36 protein-coding genes are annotated in these 21,438 nt (G+C 69.2%); 33 read left to right on the top strand and 3 right to left on the bottom strand.

Annotated elements, in window-relative coordinates; all coding sequences use genetic code 11:
- Window positions 1–142 precede the first annotated feature (142 nt).
- From rpsJ to truA, 33 genes are all read left to right on the top strand, one after another.
- The gene (gene rpsJ / locus C503_RS0113950; RefSeq protein WP_003938093.1) at window positions 143–448 is read left to right on the top strand and encodes a 30S ribosomal protein S10; all 306 of its coding nucleotides are present in this window, start codon (window positions 143–145) and stop codon (window positions 446–448) included.
- A 35-nt stretch (window positions 449–483) separates the two neighbouring features.
- Window positions 484–1,134 (top strand): 50S ribosomal protein L3, encoded by a 651-nt coding sequence (gene rplC, locus C503_RS0113945; protein WP_026316289.1) that lies wholly within the window; start codon window positions 484–486, stop codon window positions 1,132–1,134.
- A 1-nt stretch (window position 1,135) separates the two neighbouring features.
- Window positions 1,136–1,825, top strand: coding sequence for a 50S ribosomal protein L4 (gene rplD / locus C503_RS0113940; RefSeq protein WP_026316288.1), 690 nt, complete (start codon window positions 1,136–1,138; stop codon window positions 1,823–1,825).
- A complete protein-coding gene (gene rplW / locus C503_RS0113935; RefSeq protein ID WP_018682831.1) occupies window positions 1,822–2,121 on the top strand; it encodes a 50S ribosomal protein L23 in 300 nt (99 codons plus the stop codon). The genes rplD and rplW overlap by 4 nt, the downstream gene beginning before the upstream one ends.
- Window positions 2,122–2,134: 13 nt before the next feature.
- A complete protein-coding gene (gene rplB / locus C503_RS0113930; RefSeq protein ID WP_018682830.1) occupies window positions 2,135–2,968 on the top strand; it encodes a 50S ribosomal protein L2 in 834 nt (277 codons plus the stop codon).
- 18 nt (window positions 2,969–2,986) lie between these two features.
- Entirely contained in the window at window positions 2,987–3,268 is a 282-nt protein-coding gene (rpsS, locus tag C503_RS0113925) for a 30S ribosomal protein S19 (RefSeq protein ID WP_018682829.1), read from the top strand.
- A 48-nt stretch (window positions 3,269–3,316) separates the two neighbouring features.
- The gene (gene rplV, locus C503_RS0113920) at window positions 3,317–3,739 is read left to right on the top strand and encodes a 50S ribosomal protein L22 (protein WP_018682828.1); all 423 of its coding nucleotides are present in this window, start codon (window positions 3,317–3,319) and stop codon (window positions 3,737–3,739) included.
- On the top strand, window positions 3,740–4,579 hold the full coding sequence (rpsC, locus tag C503_RS0113915) for a 30S ribosomal protein S3 (protein ID WP_018682827.1): 840 nt from the start codon (window positions 3,740–3,742) through the stop codon (window positions 4,577–4,579).
- 3 nt (window positions 4,580–4,582) lie between these two features.
- Window positions 4,583–5,002 carry a 50S ribosomal protein L16 gene (gene rplP / locus C503_RS0113910; RefSeq protein WP_018682826.1) on the top strand — a complete coding sequence of 140 codons (420 nt, stop codon included), beginning with the start codon at window positions 4,583–4,585 and terminating at the stop codon, window positions 5,000–5,002.
- On the top strand, window positions 5,002–5,247 hold the full coding sequence (rpmC, locus tag C503_RS0113905; RefSeq protein WP_018682825.1) for a 50S ribosomal protein L29: 246 nt from the start codon (window positions 5,002–5,004) through the stop codon (window positions 5,245–5,247). The genes rplP and rpmC overlap by 1 nt, the downstream gene beginning before the upstream one ends.
- On the top strand, window positions 5,244–5,537 hold the full coding sequence (rpsQ, locus tag C503_RS0113900; RefSeq protein ID WP_018682824.1) for a 30S ribosomal protein S17: 294 nt from the start codon (window positions 5,244–5,246) through the stop codon (window positions 5,535–5,537). The genes rpmC and rpsQ overlap by 4 nt, the downstream gene beginning before the upstream one ends.
- Before the next feature lie 74 nt (window positions 5,538–5,611).
- Complete coding sequence (gene rplN / locus C503_RS0113895) at window positions 5,612–5,980, top strand: 50S ribosomal protein L14 (RefSeq protein WP_018682823.1); 369 nt, start codon at window positions 5,612–5,614, stop codon at window positions 5,978–5,980.
- Window position 5,981: 1 nt separating this feature from the next.
- Complete coding sequence (gene rplX, locus C503_RS0113890) at window positions 5,982–6,299, top strand: 50S ribosomal protein L24 (protein ID WP_018682822.1); 318 nt, start codon at window positions 5,982–5,984, stop codon at window positions 6,297–6,299.
- A gap of 2 nt (window positions 6,300–6,301) precedes the next feature.
- Window positions 6,302–6,865 (top strand): 50S ribosomal protein L5, encoded by a 564-nt coding sequence (gene rplE / locus C503_RS0113885; RefSeq protein ID WP_018682821.1) that lies wholly within the window; start codon window positions 6,302–6,304, stop codon window positions 6,863–6,865.
- 44 nt (window positions 6,866–6,909) lie between these two features.
- Window positions 6,910–7,095: a type Z 30S ribosomal protein S14 gene (locus C503_RS0113880; protein WP_018682820.1), complete on the top strand. Its 186-nt coding sequence runs from the start codon at window positions 6,910–6,912 to the stop codon at window positions 7,093–7,095.
- Window positions 7,096–7,213: 118 nt separating this feature from the next.
- Complete coding sequence (rpsH, locus tag C503_RS0113875; RefSeq protein ID WP_018682819.1) at window positions 7,214–7,612, top strand: 30S ribosomal protein S8; 399 nt, start codon at window positions 7,214–7,216, stop codon at window positions 7,610–7,612.
- 12 nt (window positions 7,613–7,624) lie between these two features.
- Entirely contained in the window at window positions 7,625–8,164 is a 540-nt protein-coding gene (gene rplF, locus C503_RS0113870) for a 50S ribosomal protein L6 (protein ID WP_018682818.1), read from the top strand.
- 2 nt (window positions 8,165–8,166) lie between these two features.
- Window positions 8,167–8,568: a 50S ribosomal protein L18 gene (gene rplR, locus C503_RS0113865; protein ID WP_033400605.1), complete on the top strand. Its 402-nt coding sequence runs from the start codon at window positions 8,167–8,169 to the stop codon at window positions 8,566–8,568.
- Window positions 8,569–8,599: 31 nt separating this feature from the next.
- Window positions 8,600–9,262, top strand: coding sequence for a 30S ribosomal protein S5 (gene rpsE / locus C503_RS0113860; RefSeq protein ID WP_018682816.1), 663 nt, complete (start codon window positions 8,600–8,602; stop codon window positions 9,260–9,262).
- 2 nt (window positions 9,263–9,264) lie between these two features.
- Window positions 9,265–9,450, top strand: a complete 186-nt coding sequence (gene rpmD / locus C503_RS0113855; RefSeq protein ID WP_026316287.1) for a 50S ribosomal protein L30 — start codon at window positions 9,265–9,267, stop codon at window positions 9,448–9,450.
- Entirely contained in the window at window positions 9,447–9,893 is a 447-nt protein-coding gene (gene rplO / locus C503_RS0113850) for a 50S ribosomal protein L15 (protein WP_026316286.1), read from the top strand. Before rpmD ends, rplO begins: the two co-directional genes overlap by 4 nt.
- A gap of 443 nt (window positions 9,894–10,336) precedes the next feature.
- On the top strand, window positions 10,337–11,638 hold the full coding sequence (secY, locus tag C503_RS0113845; protein WP_018682813.1) for a preprotein translocase subunit SecY: 1,302 nt from the start codon (window positions 10,337–10,339) through the stop codon (window positions 11,636–11,638).
- On the top strand, window positions 11,635–12,189 hold the full coding sequence (locus tag C503_RS0113840; protein ID WP_018682812.1) for an adenylate kinase: 555 nt from the start codon (window positions 11,635–11,637) through the stop codon (window positions 12,187–12,189). The genes secY and C503_RS0113840 overlap by 4 nt, the downstream gene beginning before the upstream one ends.
- A 53-nt stretch (window positions 12,190–12,242) precedes the next feature.
- Window positions 12,243–13,013, top strand: coding sequence for a type I methionyl aminopeptidase (map, locus tag C503_RS0113835; RefSeq protein ID WP_018682811.1), 771 nt, complete (start codon window positions 12,243–12,245; stop codon window positions 13,011–13,013).
- 263 nt (window positions 13,014–13,276) lie between these two features.
- Window positions 13,277–13,498: a translation initiation factor IF-1 gene (gene infA / locus C503_RS0113830; RefSeq protein ID WP_018682810.1), complete on the top strand. Its 222-nt coding sequence runs from the start codon at window positions 13,277–13,279 to the stop codon at window positions 13,496–13,498.
- Between the two features lie 90 nt (window positions 13,499–13,588).
- Complete coding sequence (gene rpmJ / locus C503_RS0113825; protein WP_018682809.1) at window positions 13,589–13,702, top strand: 50S ribosomal protein L36; 114 nt, start codon at window positions 13,589–13,591, stop codon at window positions 13,700–13,702.
- A gap of 176 nt (window positions 13,703–13,878) precedes the next feature.
- Window positions 13,879–14,259, top strand: a complete 381-nt coding sequence (rpsM, locus tag C503_RS0113820) for a 30S ribosomal protein S13 (RefSeq protein WP_026316285.1) — start codon at window positions 13,879–13,881, stop codon at window positions 14,257–14,259.
- Entirely contained in the window at window positions 14,256–14,438 is a 183-nt protein-coding gene (locus tag C503_RS0113815; protein WP_018682807.1) for a hypothetical protein, read from the top strand. Before rpsM ends, C503_RS0113815 begins: the two co-directional genes overlap by 4 nt.
- 15 nt (window positions 14,439–14,453) lie before the next feature.
- A complete protein-coding gene (gene rpsK / locus C503_RS0113810; protein ID WP_018682806.1) occupies window positions 14,454–14,861 on the top strand; it encodes a 30S ribosomal protein S11 in 408 nt (135 codons plus the stop codon).
- Between the two features lie 23 nt (window positions 14,862–14,884).
- Window positions 14,885–15,490 carry a 30S ribosomal protein S4 gene (gene rpsD / locus C503_RS0113805; protein ID WP_018682805.1) on the top strand — a complete coding sequence of 202 codons (606 nt, stop codon included), beginning with the start codon at window positions 14,885–14,887 and terminating at the stop codon, window positions 15,488–15,490.
- 91 nt (window positions 15,491–15,581) lie between these two features.
- On the top strand, window positions 15,582–16,631 hold the full coding sequence (locus C503_RS0113800) for a DNA-directed RNA polymerase subunit alpha (protein ID WP_018682804.1): 1,050 nt from the start codon (window positions 15,582–15,584) through the stop codon (window positions 16,629–16,631).
- 56 nt (window positions 16,632–16,687) lie between these two features.
- Entirely contained in the window at window positions 16,688–17,239 is a 552-nt protein-coding gene (gene rplQ / locus C503_RS0113795) for a 50S ribosomal protein L17 (protein WP_018682803.1), read from the top strand.
- Window positions 17,240–17,304: 65 nt separating this feature from the next.
- Entirely contained in the window at window positions 17,305–18,081 is a 777-nt protein-coding gene (gene truA / locus C503_RS0113790; protein WP_018682802.1) for a tRNA pseudouridine(38-40) synthase TruA, read from the top strand.
- Between the two features lie 13 nt (window positions 18,082–18,094).
- Here the strand turns inward: truA and C503_RS0113785 are convergent, their stop codons facing one another.
- The 3 genes from C503_RS0113785 to eccB form a co-directional block, all read right to left on the bottom strand.
- Window positions 18,095–19,393, bottom strand: a complete 1,299-nt coding sequence (locus C503_RS0113785) for a WXG100 family type VII secretion target (RefSeq protein WP_051114813.1) — start codon at window positions 19,391–19,393, stop codon at window positions 18,095–18,097.
- 13 nt (window positions 19,394–19,406) lie between these two features.
- Window positions 19,407–19,718, bottom strand: a complete 312-nt coding sequence (locus C503_RS0113780; protein WP_018682801.1) for a type VII secretion target — start codon at window positions 19,716–19,718, stop codon at window positions 19,407–19,409.
- Between the two features lie 98 nt (window positions 19,719–19,816).
- The gene (gene eccB, locus C503_RS0113775; protein WP_026316282.1) at window positions 19,817–21,421 is read right to left on the bottom strand and encodes a type VII secretion protein EccB; all 1,605 of its coding nucleotides are present in this window, start codon (window positions 21,419–21,421) and stop codon (window positions 19,817–19,819) included.
- Between the last annotated feature and the right edge of the window lie 17 nt (window positions 21,422–21,438).

Below are 21,438 nucleotides of genomic sequence, written 5' to 3'. Positions count from 1 at the left end.
GACCGCCATGCGAAGCGGGCGCGACACGCCCGACCGCGTGGACCGGGAGCCGCGGGATCGCAGCATGTGAACAGGGAAGCGGCGCGGTTCGGCCTGACAGGTCTGCCGACATCGCAACGAGACAGAGGAACGGCAAGCCACCATGGCGGGACAGAAGATCCGCATCCGGCTCAAGGCCTACGACCACGAGGCGATCGACGCGTCCGCGCGCAAGATCGTGGAGACCGTGACGCGCACTGGTGCGCGGGTCGTGGGGCCGGTGCCGCTGCCCACGGAGAAGAACGTCTACTGCGTCATCCGCTCGCCGCACAAGTACAAGGACTCGCGCGAGCACTTCGAGATGCGCACGCACAAGCGGTTGATCGACATCCTCGACCCGACGCCGAAGACGGTGGACGCGCTCATGCGCATCGACCTGCCGGCGAGCGTCGACGTCAACATCCAGTAAGCGTGCGGCGCTGAGCGGCGGAGAGAAACACAGTCATGTCTGACAGGCAGATGAAGGGAATCCTGGGCACCAAGCTCGGGATGACCCAGGTCTTCGACGAGAACAACCGGATCGTCCCGGTCACCGTCGTCAAGGCGGGCCCGAACGTCGTCACGCAGGTACGCAGCCAGGAGACCGACGGCTACGTCGCGGTCCAGCTCGCCTTCGGCGCGATCGACCCGCGCAAGGTCAACAAGCCCGAGGCCGGGCACTTCGGCAAGGCGGGGGTGTCCCCGCGTCGCTTCCTCGCCGAGCTGCGCACGAACGACGCCGCCGCCTACGAGGTGGGCCAGGAGATCACCGCCGAGGTGTTCGAGGCCGGGCAGGTCGTCGACGCGACCGGCACCACCAAGGGCAAGGGCACCGCCGGTGTCATGAAGCGGCACGGCTTCAAGGGTCTGAGCGCCTCGCACGGCACCCAGCGCAAGCACCGCTCCCCGGGTTCGATCGGCGGCTGCGCCACCCCGGGCCGGGTTTTCAAGGGTCTGCGCATGGCGGGCCGCATGGGTAACGTCCGGGTTACCACCCAGAACCTCAAGGTGCACCAGGTCGACGCCGAGTCCGGCCTGATCCTGATCAAGGGCGCGGTCCCCGGCCCCAAGGGCGGCCTGGTGTTCCTCAAGACCGCTGCGAAGGGCGGTGCCTGAGTTGACCAGCGTTGACATCAAGGCCCCCGGTGGCAAGACCGAGGGTTCGGTCGACCTCCCCGCCGAGGTCTTCGACGTGCAGGCCAACGTGCCGCTGATGCACCAGGTGGTGGTGGCCCAGCTCGCGGCCGCCCGCCAGGGCACGCACTCGACCAAGACCCGCGGCGAGGTCTCCGGTGGTGGCAGGAAGCCCTATCGGCAGAAGGGCACCGGCCGCGCGCGCCAGGGCTCGACCCGCGCGCCGCAGTTCGTCGGTGGTGGCGTCGTGCACGGCCCGCAGCCGCGCGACTACACGCAGCGGACGCCCAAGAAGATGAAGGCCGCCGCGCTGCGCGGCGCGCTCTCCGACCGCGCCCGCGCGGGTCAGGTGCACGTGGTGACCGCCCTCATCGAGGGTGACAAGCCGTCCACCAAGACCGCCCGGCAGCTGCTGGAGTCGGTGTCCGAGGCGAAGCGGCTGCTGGTCGTGCTGACCAGGGACGAGGACGTCGCCTGGGTGTCGGTGCGCAACCTGCCGCACGTGCACGTGATCACGCCCGACCAGCTCAACACCTACGACGTGCTGGTCAACGACGACGTGGTGTTCAGCAAGGCCGCGCTGGACGACTTCCTGTCCCGCCCGGTCCGGACCGCCAAGGCCAGGGCCACCTCGGCCGAGGCCGCTGGGGCTTCCGAGGAGGAGGGCAAGTGATCCCCGACCCCCGCGACATCCTGCTCGCGCCGGTGATCTCCGAGAAGTCCTACGGGCTGCTCGAAGAGAACAAGTACACCTTCGTCGTGCACCCGGACGCCAACAAGACCGCCATCAAGATCGCGGTGGAGAAGGTCTTCGGCGTGAAGGTCGTCAGCGTCAACACGTTGAACCGCAACGGCAAGCGCAAGCGCACCCGCACCGGGTACGGCAAGCGCAAGGACACCAAGCGAGCGATCGTGACGCTGTCCGCCGAGAGCAAGCCGATCGAGATCTTCGGCGGCCCGGCCGCGTAAGGGACTGAGACACATGGGTATCCGCAAGTACAAGCCGACGACCCCGGGTCGTCGCGGCGCCAGCGTCTCCGACTTCAAGGAGATCACGCGGTCCACGCCGGAGAAGTCGCTGGTCCGCCCGTTGCACGGGCGCGGCGGCCGGAACGCGCACGGCAAGATCACCACCCGGCACAAGGGCGGCGGTCACAAGCGCGCCTACCGGCTGATCGACTTCCGGCGCAACGACAAGGACGGCGTGCCCGCCAAGGTCGCGCACATCGAGTACGACCCGAACCGCACCGCGCGCATCGCGCTGCTGCACTACGCCGACGGCGAGAAGCGCTACATCATCGCCCCGGACAAGCTGCAGCAGGGTGACCCGATCGAGAACGGCCCCCGGGCCGACATCAAGCCGGGCAACAACCTGCCGCTGCGCAACATCCCGGTCGGCACCGTGGTGCACGCCATCGAGCTGCGCCCCGGCGGTGGCGCCAAGATCGCCCGCTCGGCGGGCACCAGCGTGCAGCTGGTGGCCAAGGACGGCCCGTACGCCCAGCTGCGGATGCCCTCGGGCGAGATCCGCAACGTGGACGTGCGCTGCCGCGCCACGGTCGGCGCGGTCGGCAACTCCGAGCACGCCAACATCAACTGGGGCAAGGCGGGCCGGATGCGCTGGAAGGGCAAGCGCCCGACCGTCCGCGGTGTCGCGATGAACCCGGTCGACCACCCGCACGGTGGTGGTGAGGGCAAGACCTCCGGTGGTCGCCACCCGGTGAACCCGGCCGGTAAGCCGGAGGGCCGCACCCGCCGCCGCAAGGCCTCCGACCGCATGATCGTCCGCCGCCGCCGTACCGGCAAGAAGCGCTGAGCAGGGAGGTAGAAGACAATGCCACGCAGCCTGAAGAAGGGCCCGTTCGTGGACGACCACCTGCTCAAGAAGGTGGACGCGCTGAACGAGTCGGGCAAGAAGACCGTCATCAAGACCTGGTCCCGCCGGTCCACGATCATCCCGGACATGCTGGGCCACACCATCGCGGTGCACGACGGCCGCAAGCACGTCCCGGTGTTCGTCTCCGAGGCCATGGTGGGTCACAAGCTGGGCGAGTTCGCCCCGACCCGCACGTTCAAGGGCCACATCAAGGACGACCGCAAGGCCCGCCGCCGCTAGTCGCGGCTCGATTCCAGAGCAAGCAGAAAGAGCAAGGGGAAGCAGCGTATGAACGCCCGCAACGAAGCCGAGGTGGCGGAGTACCCGCGCGCCGTGGCTCGGGCTCGCTACGTTCGCGCCACGCCGATGAAGGTGCGCCGCGTCGTCGAGCTCATCCGGGGACGTAGCGCAGGCGAGGCCCTGGCCGTGCTCCGGTTCGCGCCGCAGGCAGCCAGTGAGCCGGTCGCGAAGGTGCTCGCCAGTGCCGTCGCCAACGCCGAGAACAACCTCCAGCTGGACCCCGAGACCCTCTGGGTCGCGGTGGCCTACGTGGACGAGGGCCCGACGTTGAAGCGGTTCCGCCCGCGCGCCCAGGGCCGCGCCTACCGGATCCGCAAGCGGACCAGCCACATCACCATCGAGGTCGAGTCCCGTCCGGTGGCCAAGGCGGCGCCCAAGCGCCGCACCAGCACGAAGGGTGGTGCCCGCTAAATGGGGCAGAAGATCAACCCCCACGGCTTCCGGCTCGGGATCACCACCGACTGGCGGTCCCGCTGGTACGCCGACAAGCAGTACGCGGAGTACGTCGCCGAGGACGTGAAGATCCGTCGCCTGCTGTCCAAGGGCATGGAGCGCGCCGGTATCTCCCGCGTGGAGATCGAGCGGACCCGGGACCGCGTGCGGGTGGACATCCACACCGCGCGTCCTGGCATCGTCATCGGCCGCCGCGGTGCCGAGGCCGACCGCATCCGCGGTGAGCTGGAGAAGCTCACCAAGAAGCAGGTCCAGCTGAACATCCTTGAGGTCAAGAACCCCGAGGCGGACGCCCAGCTGGTCGCCCAGGTGACCGCCGAGCAGCTGTCCAACCGCGTGTCCTTCCGCCGCGCGATGCGCAAGGCCATCCAGTCGGCCATGCGCTCCCCGCAGGTCAAGGGCATCCGGGTGCAGTGCGGTGGCCGTCTCGGCGGCGCCGAGATGTCCCGCTCCGAGCACTACCGCGAGGGCCGGGTCCCGCTGCACACGCTGCGCGCGGACATCGACTACGGCTTCTTCGAGGCCCGCACCACCTTCGGCCGGATCGGCGTGAAGGTGTGGATCTACAAGGGTGAGGTCGTCGGCGGTCGCCGCGAGCAGGAAGCCCGCTCGGCCGCGCCGGACGCCCGGCGCGAGCCGCGGCGCGAGCGCCCGAACCGCGCCCGTCGCTCCGGTGCCTCCGGCACCACCGCCACCAGCACCGAGGCGGGCCGCGCGGCCGCCGAGGCTCAGACGAAGGGTGACTCCGCCCCGGCCGGTGCCGGTGCCGAGAACACCTCCGGCAATGGGGAGGGCTGAGTAGTGCTCATCCCGCGCAGGGTCAAGCACCGCAAGCAGCACCACCCGAAGCGGGCCGGTGCGGCCAAGGGCGGCACGAAGGTCACCTTCGGCGAGTTCGGCATCCAGGCGCTGGAGCCCGCCTACGTGACCAACCGGCAGATCGAGTCCGCCCGTATCGCCATCAACCGGCACATCCGCCGCGGTGGCAAGGTGTGGATCAACATCTTCCCGGACCGCCCGCTGACCAAGAAGCCCGCCGAGACCCGGATGGGTTCCGGTAAGGGCTCGCCGGAGTACTGGGTGGCCAACGTCAAGCCGGGACGCGTGATGTTCGAGATGTCGTTCCCGAACGAGCAGGTGGCCCGCGAGGCGCTGCGCCGCGCGATCCACAAGCTCCCGATGAAGTGCCGGATCGTCACGCGTGAGGGTGGTGACTTCTGATGGCGGCTGGGACCACCGCGTCGGACCTGCGCGAGCTGACCGACGAGGAGCTGGTGCTGCGCCTGCGGGAGGCGAAGGAGGAGCTGTTCAACCTCCGCTTCCAGATGGCCACCGGACAGCTGGACAACAACCGGCGGCTGCGCACGGTCCGGCACGAGATCGCCCGGGTCTACACCGTGATGCGCGAGCGCGAGCTTGGCCTGTCGGCCTCGCCGGACGCGACGAGCAATGAAGGTGCCGCATGAGCGAGAACGTGACCACCGAGAACACCGCCGAGGTGACGGCGCGCAACGCCCGCAAGGTCCGCGAGGGCCTGGTCGTGTCCGACAAGATGGACAAGACCATCGTGGTGGCGCTGGAAGACCGCAAGAAGCACCCGCGCTACGCCAAGGTCCTGCGCTCCACCACCAAGGTGAAGGCGCACGACGAGGAGAACTCCGCTGGCGTCGGCGACCGCGTGCTGCTGATGGAGACCCGCCCGCTGTCCGCGACCAAGCGCTGGCGGCTCGTGGAGATCCTTGAGAAGGCCAAGTAAGCAGTTCCACCTAGCAGGACCGAGCCCGACAGGTCGGCAATCTGGCGGGCCAAGAATGGTCAGGGAGTAACCCAGTGATCCAGCAGGAGTCGCGGCTGCGTGTCGCCGACAACACCGGTGCGAAGGAGATCCTTTGCATCCGTGTTCTCGGTGGCTCCGGCCGCCGCTACGCGGGCATCGGCGACATCATCGTCGCCACCGTGAAGGACGCGATCCCCGGTGCCGGTGTGAAGAAGGGCGATGTGGTCAAGGCCGTCATCGTCCGCACCGTCAAGGAGCGCCGCCGTCCGGACGGCTCGTACATCCGCTTCGACGAGAACGCCGCCGTCCTCATCAAGAACGAGGGCGAGCCGCGGGGCACCCGCATCTTCGGCCCGGTCGGCCGCGAGCTGCGCGACAAGAAGTTCATGAAGATCATCTCGCTGGCGCCGGAGGTGCTCTGACATGAAGGTCAAGAAGGGCGACACGGTCGTCGTCATCTCGGGCAAGGACAAGGGCGCCAAGGGCAAGGTCATCCAGGCCTACCCGGAGACGAACAAGGTCCTGGTCGAGGGCGTCAACCGGATCAAGAAGCACACCCGGGTCACGCAGACCCAGCGCGGTGCCCAGTCCGGCGGCATCGTGACCCAGGAGGCCCCGATCCACGTCAGCAACGTCATGCTGGTGGTGGACGGCAAGGCGGTCCGGGTGGGCTACAAGGTTGACGAGGACGGCCGCAAGGTCCGCGTGGCCCGCGGCAAGGGCAACGGGAAGGAGATCTGATCATGACCACCGCTGAAAAGATCATCCCGCGGCTCAAGACCCGCTACCGCGAGGAGATCACCACCGCCCTGCAGGGCGAGTTCTCCTACGCGAACGTCATGCAGATCCCGGGTGTCGTCAAGGTCGTCGTCAACATGGGCGTCGGCGAGGCGGCCCGCGACGGCAAGATGATCGAGGGCGCCATCCGCGACCTGGCCACCATCACCGGCCAGAAGCCCGAGGTGCGCAAGGCCCGCAAGTCCATCGCGCAGTTCAAGCTGCGCGAGGGCATGCCGATCGGCGCGCGCGTCACGCTGCGCGGCGACCGCATGTGGGAGTTCCTCGACCGCCTGCTGACCATCGCGCTGCCCCGTATCCGCGACTTCCGTGGCCTGTCTGGCAAGCAGTTCGACGGCAACGGCAACTACACCTTCGGTCTCAACGAGCAGTCGATGTTCCACGAGATCGACCCCGACTCCATCGACCGGCAGCGCGGCATGGACATCACCATCGTGACCACCGCGACCAACGACGAGGAGGGCCGGGCGCTGCTCAAGCACCTGGGCTTCCCCTTCAAGGAGCAGTGATCGGCGTGGCCGCCGCTGAGGATCGAAACAAGGAGCTGTGATCCATGGCTAAGAAGGCTCTGGTCTCCAAGGCCGCCCGCAAGCCCAAGTTCGCGGTGCGCGCCTACACCCGGTGCAGCCGGTGCGGTCGCCCGCACTCGGTGTTCCGCAAGTTCGGCCTGTGCCGGATCTGCCTGCGGCAGATGGCGCACCGGGGCGAGCTGCCCGGCGTGAGCAAGTCCAGCTGGTAGGTGGTTGACCGGGCCACTCCTGATCGGGAGTGGCCCATCGGCCGCCCACCCGCTTGTATCCCCCAGTTCACCGAAGGCCCGGTACGGGAACCGCGGTGAGAAAGGTTGACAGGTCACCATGACGATGACCGACCCGATCGCAGACTTCCTGACTCGTCTGCGCAACGCCAACTCGGCGTACCACGACGCCGTTGTGCTGCCGCACAGCAAGCTCAAGGCGAGCATCGCCGAGATCCTCAAGCGTGAGGGCTACATCGCGGGCTACCGCGATGAGGACGGCGAGAAGGGCAAGAACCTCGTCGTCGAGCTCAAGTACGGCCCCAACCGCGAGCGCAGCATCGCCGGTCTGCGCCGGGTGTCCAAGCCCGGTCTGCGGGTGTACGCGAAGTCGACCAACCTGCCGAAGGTTCTCGGCGGCCTGGGCGTGGCCATCATCTCCACGTCCGGCGGCCTGCTGACCGACCGCCAGGCGGGCAAGCAGGGCGTGGGCGGCGAAGTCCTCGCGTACGTCTGGTAAGGGGGAACGAGCATGTCGCGCATCGGAAGGCTTCCGATCCCCGTTCCGTCCGGGGTGGACGTCACCATCGAAGGCCAGGACATCAGCGTCAAGGGGCCCAAGGGCACGCTGGCGCTGAAGGTGTCCGAGCCGATCACCGTCGAGCGGGCCGAGGACGGCACGCTGCAGGTGACCCGGCCGAACGACGAGCGCCAGAACCGGGCCCTGCACGGGCTCACCCGGTCGCTGGTCAACAACATCGTGGTCGGCGTCACCGCTGGCTACGAGAAGAAGATGGAGATCCACGGCGTCGGTTACCGCGTCGTGGCCAAGGGCTCGGACCTGGAGTTCGCGCTCGGCTACAGCCACCCGGTGAAGGTGGCCGCCCCGGAGGGCATCACCTTCGCGGTGGAGAGCCCGACCAAGTTCTCCGTCGCGGGCATCGACAAGCAGCGGGTCGGCGAGGTCGCGGCCAACATCCGCAAGCTGCGCAAGCCCGACCCGTACAAGGGCAAGGGTGTGCGGTACGCGGGCGAGAAGATCCGCCGCAAGGTCGGAAAGACGGGTAAGTGATCATGAGCGAGAGCACTGTCACCAAGCGCAAGCCGGTGGGCGAGGACATCTCCACCCGCCGCCGCGTCGCCAAGGCCCGCAGGCACTTCCGGCTCCGCAAGAAGGTCGCCGGGACCGTCGAGCGGCCCCGTCTGGTCGTGCACCGGTCCGCGCGGCACATCACCGCGCAGATCGTCGACGACCTCGCCGGTCACACCCTGACCAGCGCGTCGAGCCTGGAGGCCGACGTCCGCGCGGTCGAGGGCGACAAGAAGGCCCGCGCGGCCAAGGTGGGCGCGCTGCTCGCCGCCCGCGCCAAGGACGCCGGGATCGCCAAGGTCGTGTTCGACCGCGGCGGCAACAAGTACACCGGCCGGATCGCGTCGCTGGCCGACTCGGCCCGCGAAGCCGGGCTGGAGTTCTGATGTCGAGCTACACCAAGGGAAGGAACGCCTGATGCCGGGACGTACGCGGCAGTTCGGCGGCCAGGGCGGCCCCGGAGGCGGTCAGGGCGGGAACGAGCGCGGCGAGCGCCGCGACCGTCGGGACCGGCGCGATGGCGGCGGTCGTGGCGGCGCTGCGGCTGAGAAGACGCCGCACATCGAGAAGGTCGTGGCGATCAACCGCGTCGCCAAGGTCGTGAAGGGCGGTCGTCGCTTCAGCTTCACCGCCCTGGTCGTGGTCGGCGACGGCGACGGCATGGTCGGCGTCGGCTACGGCAAGGCCAAGGAGGTGCCCGCCGCGATCGCGAAGGGCGTCGAGGAGGCGAAGAAGAACTTCTTCCGCGTCCCGCGCATCGGCGGCACCATCCCGCACCCGATCCAGGGCGAGAAGGCGGCCGGTGTGGTGCTCCTGCGCCCGGCCAGCGCCGGTACCGGCGTCATCGCCGGTGGCCCGGTCCGCGCCGTGCTGGAGTGCGCGGGCGTGCACGACGTGCTGTCGAAGTCGCTGGGTAGCGACAACGCCATCAACATCGTGCACGCGACCATGGCGGCCCTGCGTGGCCTGCAGCGTCCGGAGGAGGTCGCGGCCCGCCGCGGCCTGCCGCTGGAGGACGTGGCTCCCGCGGGCATGCTGCGGGCCCGTGCCGCCGCGGCCACCGCCGGGACGGGGGTGTGACCATGGCCAAGCTCAAGGTCACCCAGGTCCGCAGTGAGATCGGCACCAAGCGCAACCACCGCGAGTCGCTGCGCACCCTCGGCCTGCGCAAGATCCGCCAGACCACGGTGCGCGACGACACGCCCGAGGTGCGCGGCCTGATCCACACCGTTCGCCACCTCGTGACCGTCGAGGAGGTCGAGGACTGATGGCTATCAAGATCCACCACCTGCGGCCAGCCCCGGGTGCCAAGACCGAGAAGACCCGTGTGGGTCGCGGTGAGGGCTCCAAGGGCAAGACCGCAGGCCGGGGCACCAAGGGCACCAAGGCGCGCAAGAACGTCCCCGCGCGCTTCGAGGGTGGCCAGATGCCCATCCAGATGCGGCTGCCGAAGCTCAAGGGCTTCAAGAACCGCTTCCGGGTCGAGTACCAGGTCGTCAACGTCGGCGACGTGGCCACCGCGTTCCCGGACGGCGGCAAGGTCGGCATCGCCGACCTGGTCGCGGCCGGGCTGGTCCGCAAGGGCTCGCTGGTCAAGGTCCTCGGCGACGGCGACCTGAACGGCGTCAAGCTGGACGTCACCGCGGACAAGTTCTCCGCCTCCGCGACGGAGAAGCTCACCGCGGCCGGGGGCACTGCCTCCACCGTCTGAGTCGTTGTGCGCGACGGGGCCGGACACGCATTGCGTGCCCGGCCCCGCTGCTTTCGCGGATGGCGACGAACCGACCGATGGTGCTTTGCCGGTTTCCCAACTCGTAAGTGGCGATCGTCTGTTGGTGCGAGTCGGGTCCGAACCGGTCGAGCGTGTGAGAAACCGGTGAACTTACCGCCTGGTAGATCTGGTGATTTCCCGGAATACACGTTTTGTAAGCGACATCACGGCCAACCACGGGGTGGCCTCGGCTCTTGTGCGCCCCTCGGGGTGCTGAACCGGTCCCGCGTGCTGTTAGAGTCGGTCGCACGCTGCGGGGTTGGGCCCCGGAGCGCTCCTGGCCTGCCGGTACTCGGCGGGTCGGGCCCTGTACCCGCCGGCGACAAGCCGGGTCAAGCCGTTCACCGGTAACGAGCTGCCGGTGACGCCGAGGAGGTTCTTGCGTGCTCAGCGCCTTCCGCTCGGCTCTCGCGACGCCGGACTTGCGCCGCAAGATCCTGTTCACCCTCGGGATCATCGTGGTCTACCGGGTCGGCGCGTTGCTGCCCTCGCCCGGTGTGTCCTACCCGAACGTGCAGAAATGCCTGGCCGACGTCGACGAAGGTGGCGTCTACGGCCTGCTCAACCTGTTCAGCGGCGGTGCGTTGCTGCAGCTGTCGGTGTTCGCGCTGGGGATCATGCCCTACATCACCGCGAGCATCATCATCCAGCTGCTGACGGTGGTCATCCCGCGGTTCGAGCAGCTGAAGAAGGAAGGCCAGGCGGGTCAGGGCAAGCTCACCCAGTACACGCGCTACCTGACGATCGCGCTGGCCGTCCTGCAGGCCACCGGCATCGTGGCGATGGCCGACCGCGGCCAGCTCTTCGGCGGCTGCCAGGACGACATCATCCCGGACAGCAACGTGTTCAAGCTGGCCGTCGTGGTGATCACGATGACCGCGGGCACCGCGCTGATCATGTGGTTCGGTGAGCTGATCACCGAGCGCGGGATCGGCAACGGCATGTCGCTGCTGATGTTCGTCAACATCGCCGCCCGCATCCCGGGCGAGGGCGCGGCCATCTTCTCCGGCAACGGCGCGATGGTCTTCACCGTGGTCTGCGTGTTCGGCCTGCTGATCATCGCCAGCGTGGTGTTCATCGAGCAGGGCCAGCGCCGCATCCCGGTGCAGTACGCCAAGCGCATGATCGGCCGCCGGATGTACGGCGGCACCTCGACCTACCTGCCGCTGAAGGTCAACCAGGCGGGCGTCATCCCGGTCATCTTCGCCTCGTCGCTGCTCTACCTGCCGGACCTGATCTCCCGGCTGGTCGGCACCGGCACCTCCGGGTGGCAGCGCTTCATCTCCGACCACATCGTCAACCAGTCGAGCCCGATCCACATCGCGATCTACTTCGCTCTGATCATCTTCTTCACGTACTTCTACATCACCATCACGTTCAACGTGAACGAGCGTGCTGACGAGATGCGGAAGTTCGGCGGCTTCATCCCGGGTATCCGCCCGGGGCGGCCGACCTCGGAGTACCTGAGCTTCGTCCTGGGCCGCATCACCCTGCCCGGCTCGCTCTACCTGGGCATCATCGCGGTCCTGCCGAACTTCTTCCTGGAGCTCACCGGCCAGGGACAGAACCAGAACTTCCCGTTCGGCGGCACCGCCGTCCTCATCATGGTCGGCGTGGGCCTCGACACCGTGAAGCAGATCGAGAGCCAGTTGATGCAGCGCAACTACGAAGGGTTCCTGAAGTGACGCGTGTTGTTCTCGTCGGACCGCCCGGAGCGGGTAAGGGCACCCAGGCGACGGCGCTGAGCCGGGAGCTCGGCGTCCCGCACATCTCCACCGGTGACCTTTTCCGGGCGCACATCGCGAACAGCACGGAGCTCGGTCAGGACGTCAAGCGCTACCTCGACGAGGGCAAGCTGGTGCCGGACGAGGTCACCAACGAGATGGTGCGCACCCGGCTGGAGGAGGCGGACGCCCGCGGCGGCTTCCTGCTCGACGGCTTCCCGCGCAACGTGGGCCAGGCGGAGGTGCTGGGCAAGCTGCTCAGCACCGCCGAGACCAAGCTGGACGCGGTGGTCGAGTTCAAGATCGACGAGGACGTGGTGGTCGAGCGGCTGCTGGCCCGCGGCCGGGACGACGACAACGAGTCGGTCATCCGGCACCGCCAGGAGGTCTACCGCACGGAGACCGCCCCGCTGCTGGACTACTACGCCGACCTGCTGATCACCGTGGACGCGGTCGGCGGGGTCGACGACATCACCGCACGGGTGCTCGCCGCGCTGCGCGACCGGTCGTGAGCGGTGGTCTGCTCGGCGGACTCCGGCTCGCCCTGGCCTCTTGGCGCGCGCGCATGATCGAGATCAAGACGCCCGCCCAGCTGGCGGCCATGCGTGCCGCAGGCCTGGTGGTGGCCCGCGCGCTCGGCAACGTCGCCGCGGCGGCCCGCGCGGGCATCAGCACGGCGGAGCTGGACGAGATCGCCGAGCAGACCATCCGGGACGCGGGCGCGGTGCCCTCGTTCAAGGGCTACCACGGCTTCCCGGCCAGCATCTGCGCCTCGGTGAACGAGCAGATCGTGCACGGCATCCCGGCGCGCACCCAGGTGCTGGCCGACGGCGACCTGATCTCGGTCGACTGCGGCGCCATCCTGGACGACTGGCACGGCGACTCCGCGGTCACGCTGTACGTCGGCTCGGTGACCGACGCCGAGCAGGCGCTGTCCGACGCCACCAGGGCGGCCATGGAGGCGGGTATCAAGGCGGTCGCGCCGGGGGCCCGGCTCACCGACATCTCGCACGCCATCGAGACCTCGGTGCACACCTCCGAGCGCGCGCACGGGCGCGCCTACGGCATCGTCCGCGAGTACGGCGGCCACGGCATCGGCAGCTCGATGCACATGGACCCGTTCCTGCCGAACTACGGCAAGCCGGGCAAGGGCCCGCGGCTGCGCACCGGGATGGCCATCGCCATCGAGCCCATGCTGACGCTGGGCACCGAGGAGACCGTGGAGCTGGAGGACGGCTGGACGGTCGTCACCGCCGACGGCTCGCGCGCCGCGCACTGGGAACACACCGTCGCGGTCACCGATGACGGTCCGTGGGTGCTCACCGCCCCGGAATGATCCGGTAGGTCCGCTGTCCGGGTGAACCGGCGCGGTCGAGAATCTCACCCGACCGAGGGACTTGCGCCCAGGGCGACCCCGATTTGGGTGCACCTCGCGCGGGAGCGTACACTCGATGGCTGGTGCTGTCAGCAGCGCCAATTTCCGCCTGATCAAGTCTGGGTGTGTCGCTCGGTAAGCGAACCTGTCGCCGTGCCGCGTGCCCGGCGGGCGTGCAGGACAAGCCGAAGCCACACCCACATACGTCACGAAACGCGGAGGACATGGGCAAGAAGGACGGGGCCATCGAGGTCGAAGGCCGCGTGGTCGAGCCACTTCCCAACGCGATGTTCAGCGTCGAGTTGGAGAACGGCCACAAGGTCCTGGCACACATCAGCGGCAAGATGCGGCAGCACTACATCCGCATCCTGCCCGAGGACCGGGTCGTCGTAGAGCTGTCGCCCTACGACCTGTCCCGCGGCCGCATCGTCTACCGCTACAAGTGACCCACCCGGCGGGTTCACCCGCCGGGCGCCACTACTGGTGTCGCCGCCCCCCGGTGGCGGCACGCGGCCGAATAGCAGGAGAAGACAGACGTGAAGGTCAACCCGAGCGTCAAGAAGATCTGCGACAAGTGCAAGGTGATCCGCCGTCACGGGCGGGTCATGGTGATCTGCGAGAACCTGCGCCACAAGCAGCGCCAGGGCTGAGCAGCCGCACCACCTAGCCGTTCGCCGAGCTACGCGACAGCAAGGCAAGAGGACCTCCCGCAGCCTGTCGGGCCATCTGGGCCCGACCACACCCCCGGACCAGGCCGGGGCCCGGGTATCCGCCCGGGGTGGCGCGGGAGCAGACCTGGGCGAAACCAAGAGGAGATACCGCCGCAATGGCACGTGTCGCAGGCGTAGACCTCCCCCGCGAGAAGCGGATGGAGATCGCGCTGACGTACATCTTCGGTATCGGCCGGACCCGCTCCAAGGAGCTGCTGGCCGCCACCGGGATCAGCCCGGACCTGCGGGCCAAGGACCTGTCCGATGACGACGTGGTCCGGCTCCGGGACTACATCGAGAACAACTTCAAGGTCGAGGGTGACCTCCGCCGCGAGGTGCAGGCCGACATTCGCCGGAAGATCGAGATCGGCTGCTACGAGGGCCTGCGGTGGCGCCGCGGTCTGCCCGTCCGCGGTCAGCGGACCAAGACCAACGCCCGTACCCGCAAGGGCCCGAAGAAGACGGTCGCAGGCAAGAAGAAGGCCGGAAAGAAGTGACCAAGAGCTGCGAGACCGTGGTCGCCGTCGTTCCCCAACGGCGTCGGAACCGGGCCTTCATGGCCCTCACCGTCGCGCCCAAGTGCGCCCGCCCGGCCGCACTGCGCGAGCTCTACACGGACGCCGGATCAGTCATCCGCAACGCAGCTCCTGAGATCACCACCTCGCGCTCCAGCTAGGAGAAACCCGCAGACATGCCACCGAAGTCCCGTACCGGCGCCGGAGTCAAGAAGGTCCGGCGCAAGGAAAAGAAGAACATCTCGCACGGACATGCTCACATCAAGAGCACGTTCAACAACACCATCGTCTCGATCACCGACCCGACCGGCGCCGTGATCGCGTGGGCCTCCTCCGGCCACGTCGGCTTCAAGGGGTCGCGCAAGTCCACCCCGTTCGCCGCGCAGATGGCGGCCGAGAACGCCGCCCGCAAGGCCGCCGAACACGGCATGAAGAAGGTCGACGTGTTCGTCAAGGGCCCGGGTTCCGGTCGGGAGACCGCGATCCGCTCGCTGCAGGCGGCGGGTCTTGAGGTCGGTTCCATCCAGGACGTGACCCCGCAGCCGCACAACGGTTGCCGCCCGCCCAAGCGGCGCCGGGTCTGAGGAACGGGGAGGACAGCTAAGTCATGGCACGTTACACCGGGCCCGCGACCCGTATCTCGCGTCGCCTCAAGGTCGACCTGGTCGGCGGCGACCAGGCCTTCGAGCGCCGTCCCTACCCGCCCGGCCAGCACGGCCGCGGTCGGGTCAAGGAGAGCGAGTACCTGAACCAGCTTCAGGAGAAGCAGAAGGCCCGCTACACCTACGGCGTCCTGGAGCGGCAGTTCCGCCGCTACTACGAGGAGGCCGCGCGCCGCACCGGCAAGACCGGCGAGGTCCTGCTGCAGCTGCTGGAGTCCCGGCTGGACAACGTGGTCTACCGCGCCGGGCTCGCCCGCACGCGCCGCCAGGCCCGCCAGCTGGTCAGCCACGGTCACTTCATCGTGAACGGCCGGAAGGTCAACATCCCGAGCTTCCAGGTGTCCAAGTTCGACATCATCGACGTGCGACCCAAGTCGCTGCCGACGCTGCCGTTCGTGGCCGCCAAGGAGTCCTTCGGCGACCGGCCGATCCCCGGCTGGCTCCAGGTCGTCCCGTCGAACCTGCGCGTGCTGGTGCACCAGCTGCCCGAGCGCGCCCAGATCGACGTGCCGGTGCAGGAGCAGCTCATCGTCGAGTTCTACTCGAAGTAAACGACGTCGGCGGGCGGCGGCCACCGCCGCCCGCTTCCCAGTCACGACCGGCGTCAAATAGCGGGCGCCAACGGGAAGGAAGAACCAAGAAGTGCTCATCTCACAGCGTCCTGGACTTGCCGAGGAGCCGGTCAACGAGACCCGCTCCCGCTTCGTCATCGAGCCGCTGGAGCCCGGCTTCGGCTACACGCTGGGCAACTCGCTGCGGCGGACCCTGCTGTCGTCGATCCCCGGCGCCTCGGTGACCAGCATCCGCATCGACGGCGTGCTGCACGAGTTCACCACCGTGCCGGGCGTCAAGGAAGACGTCACCGACATCATCCTCAACCTCAAGGAGCTCGTGGTCTCCTCGGAGGAGGACGAGCCGGTGACGATGTACCTGCGCAAGCAGGGTCCCGGCGAGGTCACCGCGGGTGACATCGTGCCGCCCGCGGGCGTCACGGTGCACAACCCGGACCTGCACATCGCCACGCTGAACGGCAAGGGCAAGCTGGAGATCGAGCTCGTGGTCGAGCGCGGTCGCGGCTACGTCCCGGCGGTGCAGAACAAGCAGGCGGGTGCCGAGATCGGCCGTATCCCGGTCGACTCGATCTACTCGCCGGTGCTGAAGGTGACCTACAAGGTCGAGGCCACCCGCGTCGAGCAGCGCACCGACTTCGACAAGCTCATCCTGGACGTGGAGACCAAGCCGTCGATCACGCCCCGGGACGCGGTGGCGTCCGCAGGCAAGACGCTGGTCGAGCTGTTCGGGCTGGCGCGCGAGCTCAACGTGGACGCCGAGGGCATCGAGATCGGCCCCTCGCCGCAGGAGGCGGACACCATCGCCGCCTACGCGATGCCGATCGAGGACCTGGACCTCACCGTGCGCTCGTACAACTGCCTCAAGCGCGAGGGCATCCACACCGTGGGCGAACTGGTCTCGCGCAGCGAGGCGGACCTGCTGGACATCCGCAACTTCGGCGCGAAGTCCATCGACGAGGTCAAGATGAAGCTCGTCGGGCTCGGCCTGGCCCTCAAGGACAGCCCGCCCGGGTTCGACCCGACCGCCGCGGCGACCGACTACGCCACGGACAGCTGGACCGACAGCCCGGACGCCGGTACCGACGACGGCCAGGACTACGCAGAGACCGAGCAGCTCTAGTGCTGTGCTGGTCTCTGGGCCGGCCTGACCTGTGCTGAATTCCTCAAGGAGCAAGAATGCCCACGCCAACCAAGGGCGCCCGTCTCGGCGGCGGTCCGGCCCACGAGCGGCTGCTGCTGGCCAACCTGGCCACCGCGCTGTTCGAGCACGGTCGCATCACCACCACTGAGGCCAAGGCGAAGCGGCTGCGCCCGTACGCCGAGCGGCTGATCACCAAGGCCAAGGTCGGCGACCTGCACAACCGTCGCGAGATCATGAAGGTGATCCGCGACAAGGACGTCGTGCAGCGGCTGTGCACCGAGATCGGCCCGTTCTTCAGCGACCGCAACGGTGGCTACACCCGGATCATCAAGACGATGCCGCGCAAGGGCGACAACGCCCCGATGGCGATCATCGAGCTGATCCAGGAGAAGACGGTCACCGCCGAGGCCGAGGCCGCGCGCAAGACCAAGTTCGCCAAGGACGCCAAGAAGGACGAGGCGCCCGTGGCCGACGAGACCGTGGCCGACGAGACCGCGGTCGAGGACGCCCCGGCCGCTGAGGCCGCTGAGGTTTCCGAGGCTCCGGCCGAGGACAAGGCCGACGACAAGGCTGAGGACAAGTCCTGACGCCCGCGCAGCACCCGGACGAGCCCGCCGAACCCCTTGGGGACGGCGGGCTCGTCCGCGTTCGGTTGGATATCTCCTACGACGGCACGGACTTCTCCGGCTGGGCGGTGCAGCCCGCCCGTCGCACGGTGTGCGGGGTGTTGGAGGAGACGCTCACGCAGGTGTTGCGGCGCAAGGTAAGGCTGACCGTGGCCGGGCGTACGGACGCCGGTGTGCACGCCACGGGGCAGGTCGCGCACATGGACCTGCCCGCCGACGAAGACCTCGTCGCCCTGCTTCCGCGCGTCGCCCGCGCTCTTCCCGCCGACGTGCGGATCACTGACCTGCGTCACGTGCCCGCGGAGTTCGATGCGCGTTTCGCGGCCCTGCGCAGGCACTATGCCTACCGTGTGTGTGACGCCCAGTGGCGCGCGGATCCGTTGCGGCGCAACCACACCGTGGTCTGGCCGCGCCCGTTGGACCTGTCCGCCCTCAACGCCGCATCGGCTTTCCTGTTGGGTGAACACGACTTCGTGGCCTTCTGCAAGCGCCGCGTGGGCGCCACCACGATCCGCGAGCTTCAGCGCCTGGAGTGGACCCGCGACAAGGACGTCCTGACCGCTTGGGTTTCCGCGGACGCCTTCTGCCACTCCATGGTCCGCAGCCTCGTCGGCGCCCTGCTGGCGGTCGGCGAGGGCCGCAAGCCCCCGCAGTGGCCCGCGTCCATGCTCACCGCCACCGAACGTCCCAGCGCCATCACGGTGGCCCCGGCCCATGGCCTGTCTCTCATCGCCGTCGACTACCCACCGGACGACGAACTGGCCACCCGCGCCGCCCAGACCCGCCGGGTCCGCACGCTCTGAGCCGTCGTCCGGCTCAGTTGTCGCCGATCACTGGGGGAGAGGACTTGGCCGGCTTGCCGAAGATGTCCTGTGGGTTGCCCGCGACCCGGGTGCGCGGCTTGTGCTCGCCGTTCCCCCCGCCCTGGCCGCCCATGCCACCCATCATCCCCATCGGCATGCCGCCGCCCATCATGCCGCCGCCCGCCGGTCGGCCACCGGCATCAGCGGCCGCCGCCGCGGCCGGGGCGAGACCGCCAGGCTTGCTCGGCGCCGCCTCCCCGGCGGACACGTAACCACCGGCCTGCGGCGGCTGACCGGTCGACGCGCCACCGCCGCCACTCGTGCCCCCACCACCGCCACCGCCGAAACCGCCCCCACCGGCGCCGCCGCCGTCGAAAGCGCTTGCGTCGGCCGGGATCCCCGCGGCAGCCGCCGCGGGCACGGACTCCGACGAGGGCGGCGGCACCGTCACCCCGGGCACGGTCGGCACGGCGAACGCGAAGTCCTGTTCCGGGAACGTGTGCGCCATCGTGATCGTGTCGAAGACCTTGGCGCCGTCGATGCCGTCGCACAGGCGCACCAACGCTTCCAGCATCTGCCGCACGGCCTCGAACAGCTCCCGCGTCGGCCGGTTCATCGCGTCCAGGTACTGCCGCGTGCGGTCCTCGTTGCGCCCCGCCCCGGACATGGCCTGCTTGCCGTTCTGCGCGACCTCCGCGAGCAGGCCCGCCATCTCGGTCACGATCTCGCGCAGGCCGTCTGCGGTGGCGTCCAGGACCTCGCCCATGCCGGTCATGGCGTCGGACATGTCGTTGCCAGCCAGGCCGACCCGGTTCATGTAGTCGATGAACGAGTCCGCGTCCGCGCCCTGCCAGGCCGCGTCCAGACCGCCGAGCGGGGTGGTCAGCTCGCCCATCACGTGTTCGGCCTTCGCGCCGACGGCACGCCAGCGCTCGGCCTCGCCGTGCAGGTCGCTCCACCGGCCGACGACCGGGGCGAAGTACTCCTCGACCGGGTCGGGGATGCCCAGCTCGCGGCAGAGCCTGCTGAGGAAGTCCAGGTAGGAGCCGATGTTGGCCTCGATGTCCGACCCGTCCAGGCCACCCTGCGCGCTCACCACCGGCGGCTCGTCGGCGGTGGCCAGCGCAGGCTCACCGGAGTCGGCGTCGCTCTCCGGCGCATCGACCCTGGCGAGCGCGGGCTCGCCGTGCGGGGCGGGCGCGGGGGTGTCCCAGCCGGAGGTGTCCCACACCTCGGGGGCGGACAGGCCGGTGTCCGGGGACCAGGTCGTCGAGCCGTCCCCGGTCTGCCAGTCGTCGCGTCGGGTGCGCATGTGGGGTCTCCCCTCAGGCCTGGCCGCTGCGCGTGATGGTGTGGGCGCCGTCGTCGTCGGAGCCCCGATACTTGTCCGCGACCTCGCCAAGCGCGTGCGCGGCCGACTCCAGCGCCGCCACACCCCGGGTCAGCTGGGTGCGCAGCAGGTCGGCGGCGCGGGTGTAGGAGTCGGTGACCTTGGCCGTGCGGCCGAGCGAGCCGAACGCCTCCGGGGTGAGCGGGGCGGTGCGCAGGATGTCCACGCCCTTGCCCAGCTCGTCGGCGGCGGAGGCGACCTTCTTCGCGTAGTCGGACACCCACCTCGGATCGACCTCGATCGCCATGGTGACCTCCCAGCGGGACGCGGAACGTGCCCGTTTGACGTTAGGCCGTGCCGGGTGGTTCCCGCGACCACCCGCTCGGCGGTATCGGGTGTCGGGGATCAGCCGCCTGGCTGCGCCGTGGTGGTCGAGAACGCGCCCGGCGCGACCGGCACCACGTCGTAGGTCTGCAGCACGTCCCGAGTGTTCAGCGAGGCGCCGTTGGGCAGCAGCCGCACGATCGCGTCCGGGGCCGGGACCTGCTGGGCCAGCCCGAGGGCCTGCGCGGTGCGCTGGTCGGGGACGCCGAACTTCACGCCCCGGTCGGAGATCAGGTAGATCGGGCCGGTGGCGAAGTCCTGTTTGGAGGTGGCGCCGCGGACCACGGCCGCGCGGCCGGGCGGCAGGTAGAAGTGGTCCAGCCGCTCGCCGTCCGCGCTCGGGCTGCTGATCGGGATGGAGGCGGGCCTGCCCGAGCTGGTGAGCGGCACCCGCAGCTGCTTGCCGACGTGCACCTCGGTGTGCTGGTCGGCGTCGCGGCCCTCGCCGACCACGCTCCAGCCGAGGCAGGCGACCGGGTAGTTGACCGGGCTCAGCGCCTCCGGCACCACCTCGGGGAAGCTGCTGTCGTCGATCCGCCCGCGCACCAGCGCCGCCGGGATCTTGTCCGGCGACACCTTGGTGATGTCCGCGCCGCCCGCGGTCGCGGTGAACCGGATCAGGTCCGCGGTGGTCTTCTTGATCTGCTGCACACCGTCGCGCAGCAGCACGTAGTAGTCGACGCCGCCCGCGCGCTCGACCCGCATGACCGAGCCGACCGGCAGCCCGTTGATGTCCACCTGGCTGGGGCCGCCCTGCCCGTCGATGGCGGGCGGGGCCAGCTCCGGTGCCTCCGGGATGGCGTTGAGCAGGCCGACGGTGATCTGCCGGATCGCGTCGTCCTTCAGGTTCAGCGCGGAGCGCATGTTGCTGTTGGACATCTTGACCTCGGCGCGCACCGTGTTGGCGTTCTTGATGTTGGCGGTGGCGGGCGTGCGGTAGACCAGGTACGTCTTCTTGGTCGGCGCCTGCACCAGCAGTGCCTCGGTGTCGGCCAGCTCGGGGCCGAGGTCCTTGACGCCGCCGAGCACGGTGGTCTCGATCTTGTTCTGGCTGGCCGAGTTGATCAGGCTGGTGTCCAGCTGGTACTCGTCGCACACCGCCCAGTCGTTGCTGATCCGCTGGCTGCCGTCGGGCAGCAGCTGCGGACCGTCCTGGATGCCGGTGAGCCGGTCGCGCGGGATGTCCACCAGCTTCGAGTCCGGGATGATCTGCGCCTCGGCAGGCGCGGCGGTGCCGCCGCCGCCGTTGGTCTGGCTGCCCGCCTGCTGGCCCTGCGGGTTGCTGCGGGCCACCATCAGCAGCCGCGCCGAGGCCAGGTTGAAGGTGGGGACCAGCACCTTGCCCCGCTCGGTGTCGGTCAGCAGCACGTACACCGAGCCGGACGGCTCGGCGATGATGATCCCCGACTTGTCCGGCAGCGTCGGCGCCGGGCTGAGCAGCCCGTACACCAGGAACCCGATCATGCCGACGGCGGCGACGCAGACGCCGACCACGGTGGCCCTGGAGTGGGTGCGCATCGGGTCGTGCAGCATGACCGCGTCCTTGCGGACGAGCGCGGACTGCATCCTGCGCAGCACGAAGCGATACGCCTGGACCTGTGACTTGGTAGTCGGTGTTGATGGCATTCTCGGCCTGCAGCTCT

Origin of the sequence: Actinokineospora enzanensis DSM 44649 (assembly GCF_000374445.1) — a bacterium.
In the GTDB taxonomy this organism is placed as follows: Bacteria; Actinomycetota; Actinomycetes; order Mycobacteriales; family Pseudonocardiaceae; genus Actinokineospora; species Actinokineospora enzanensis.
This window is presented reverse-complemented; position numbering and strand designations above follow the sequence as displayed.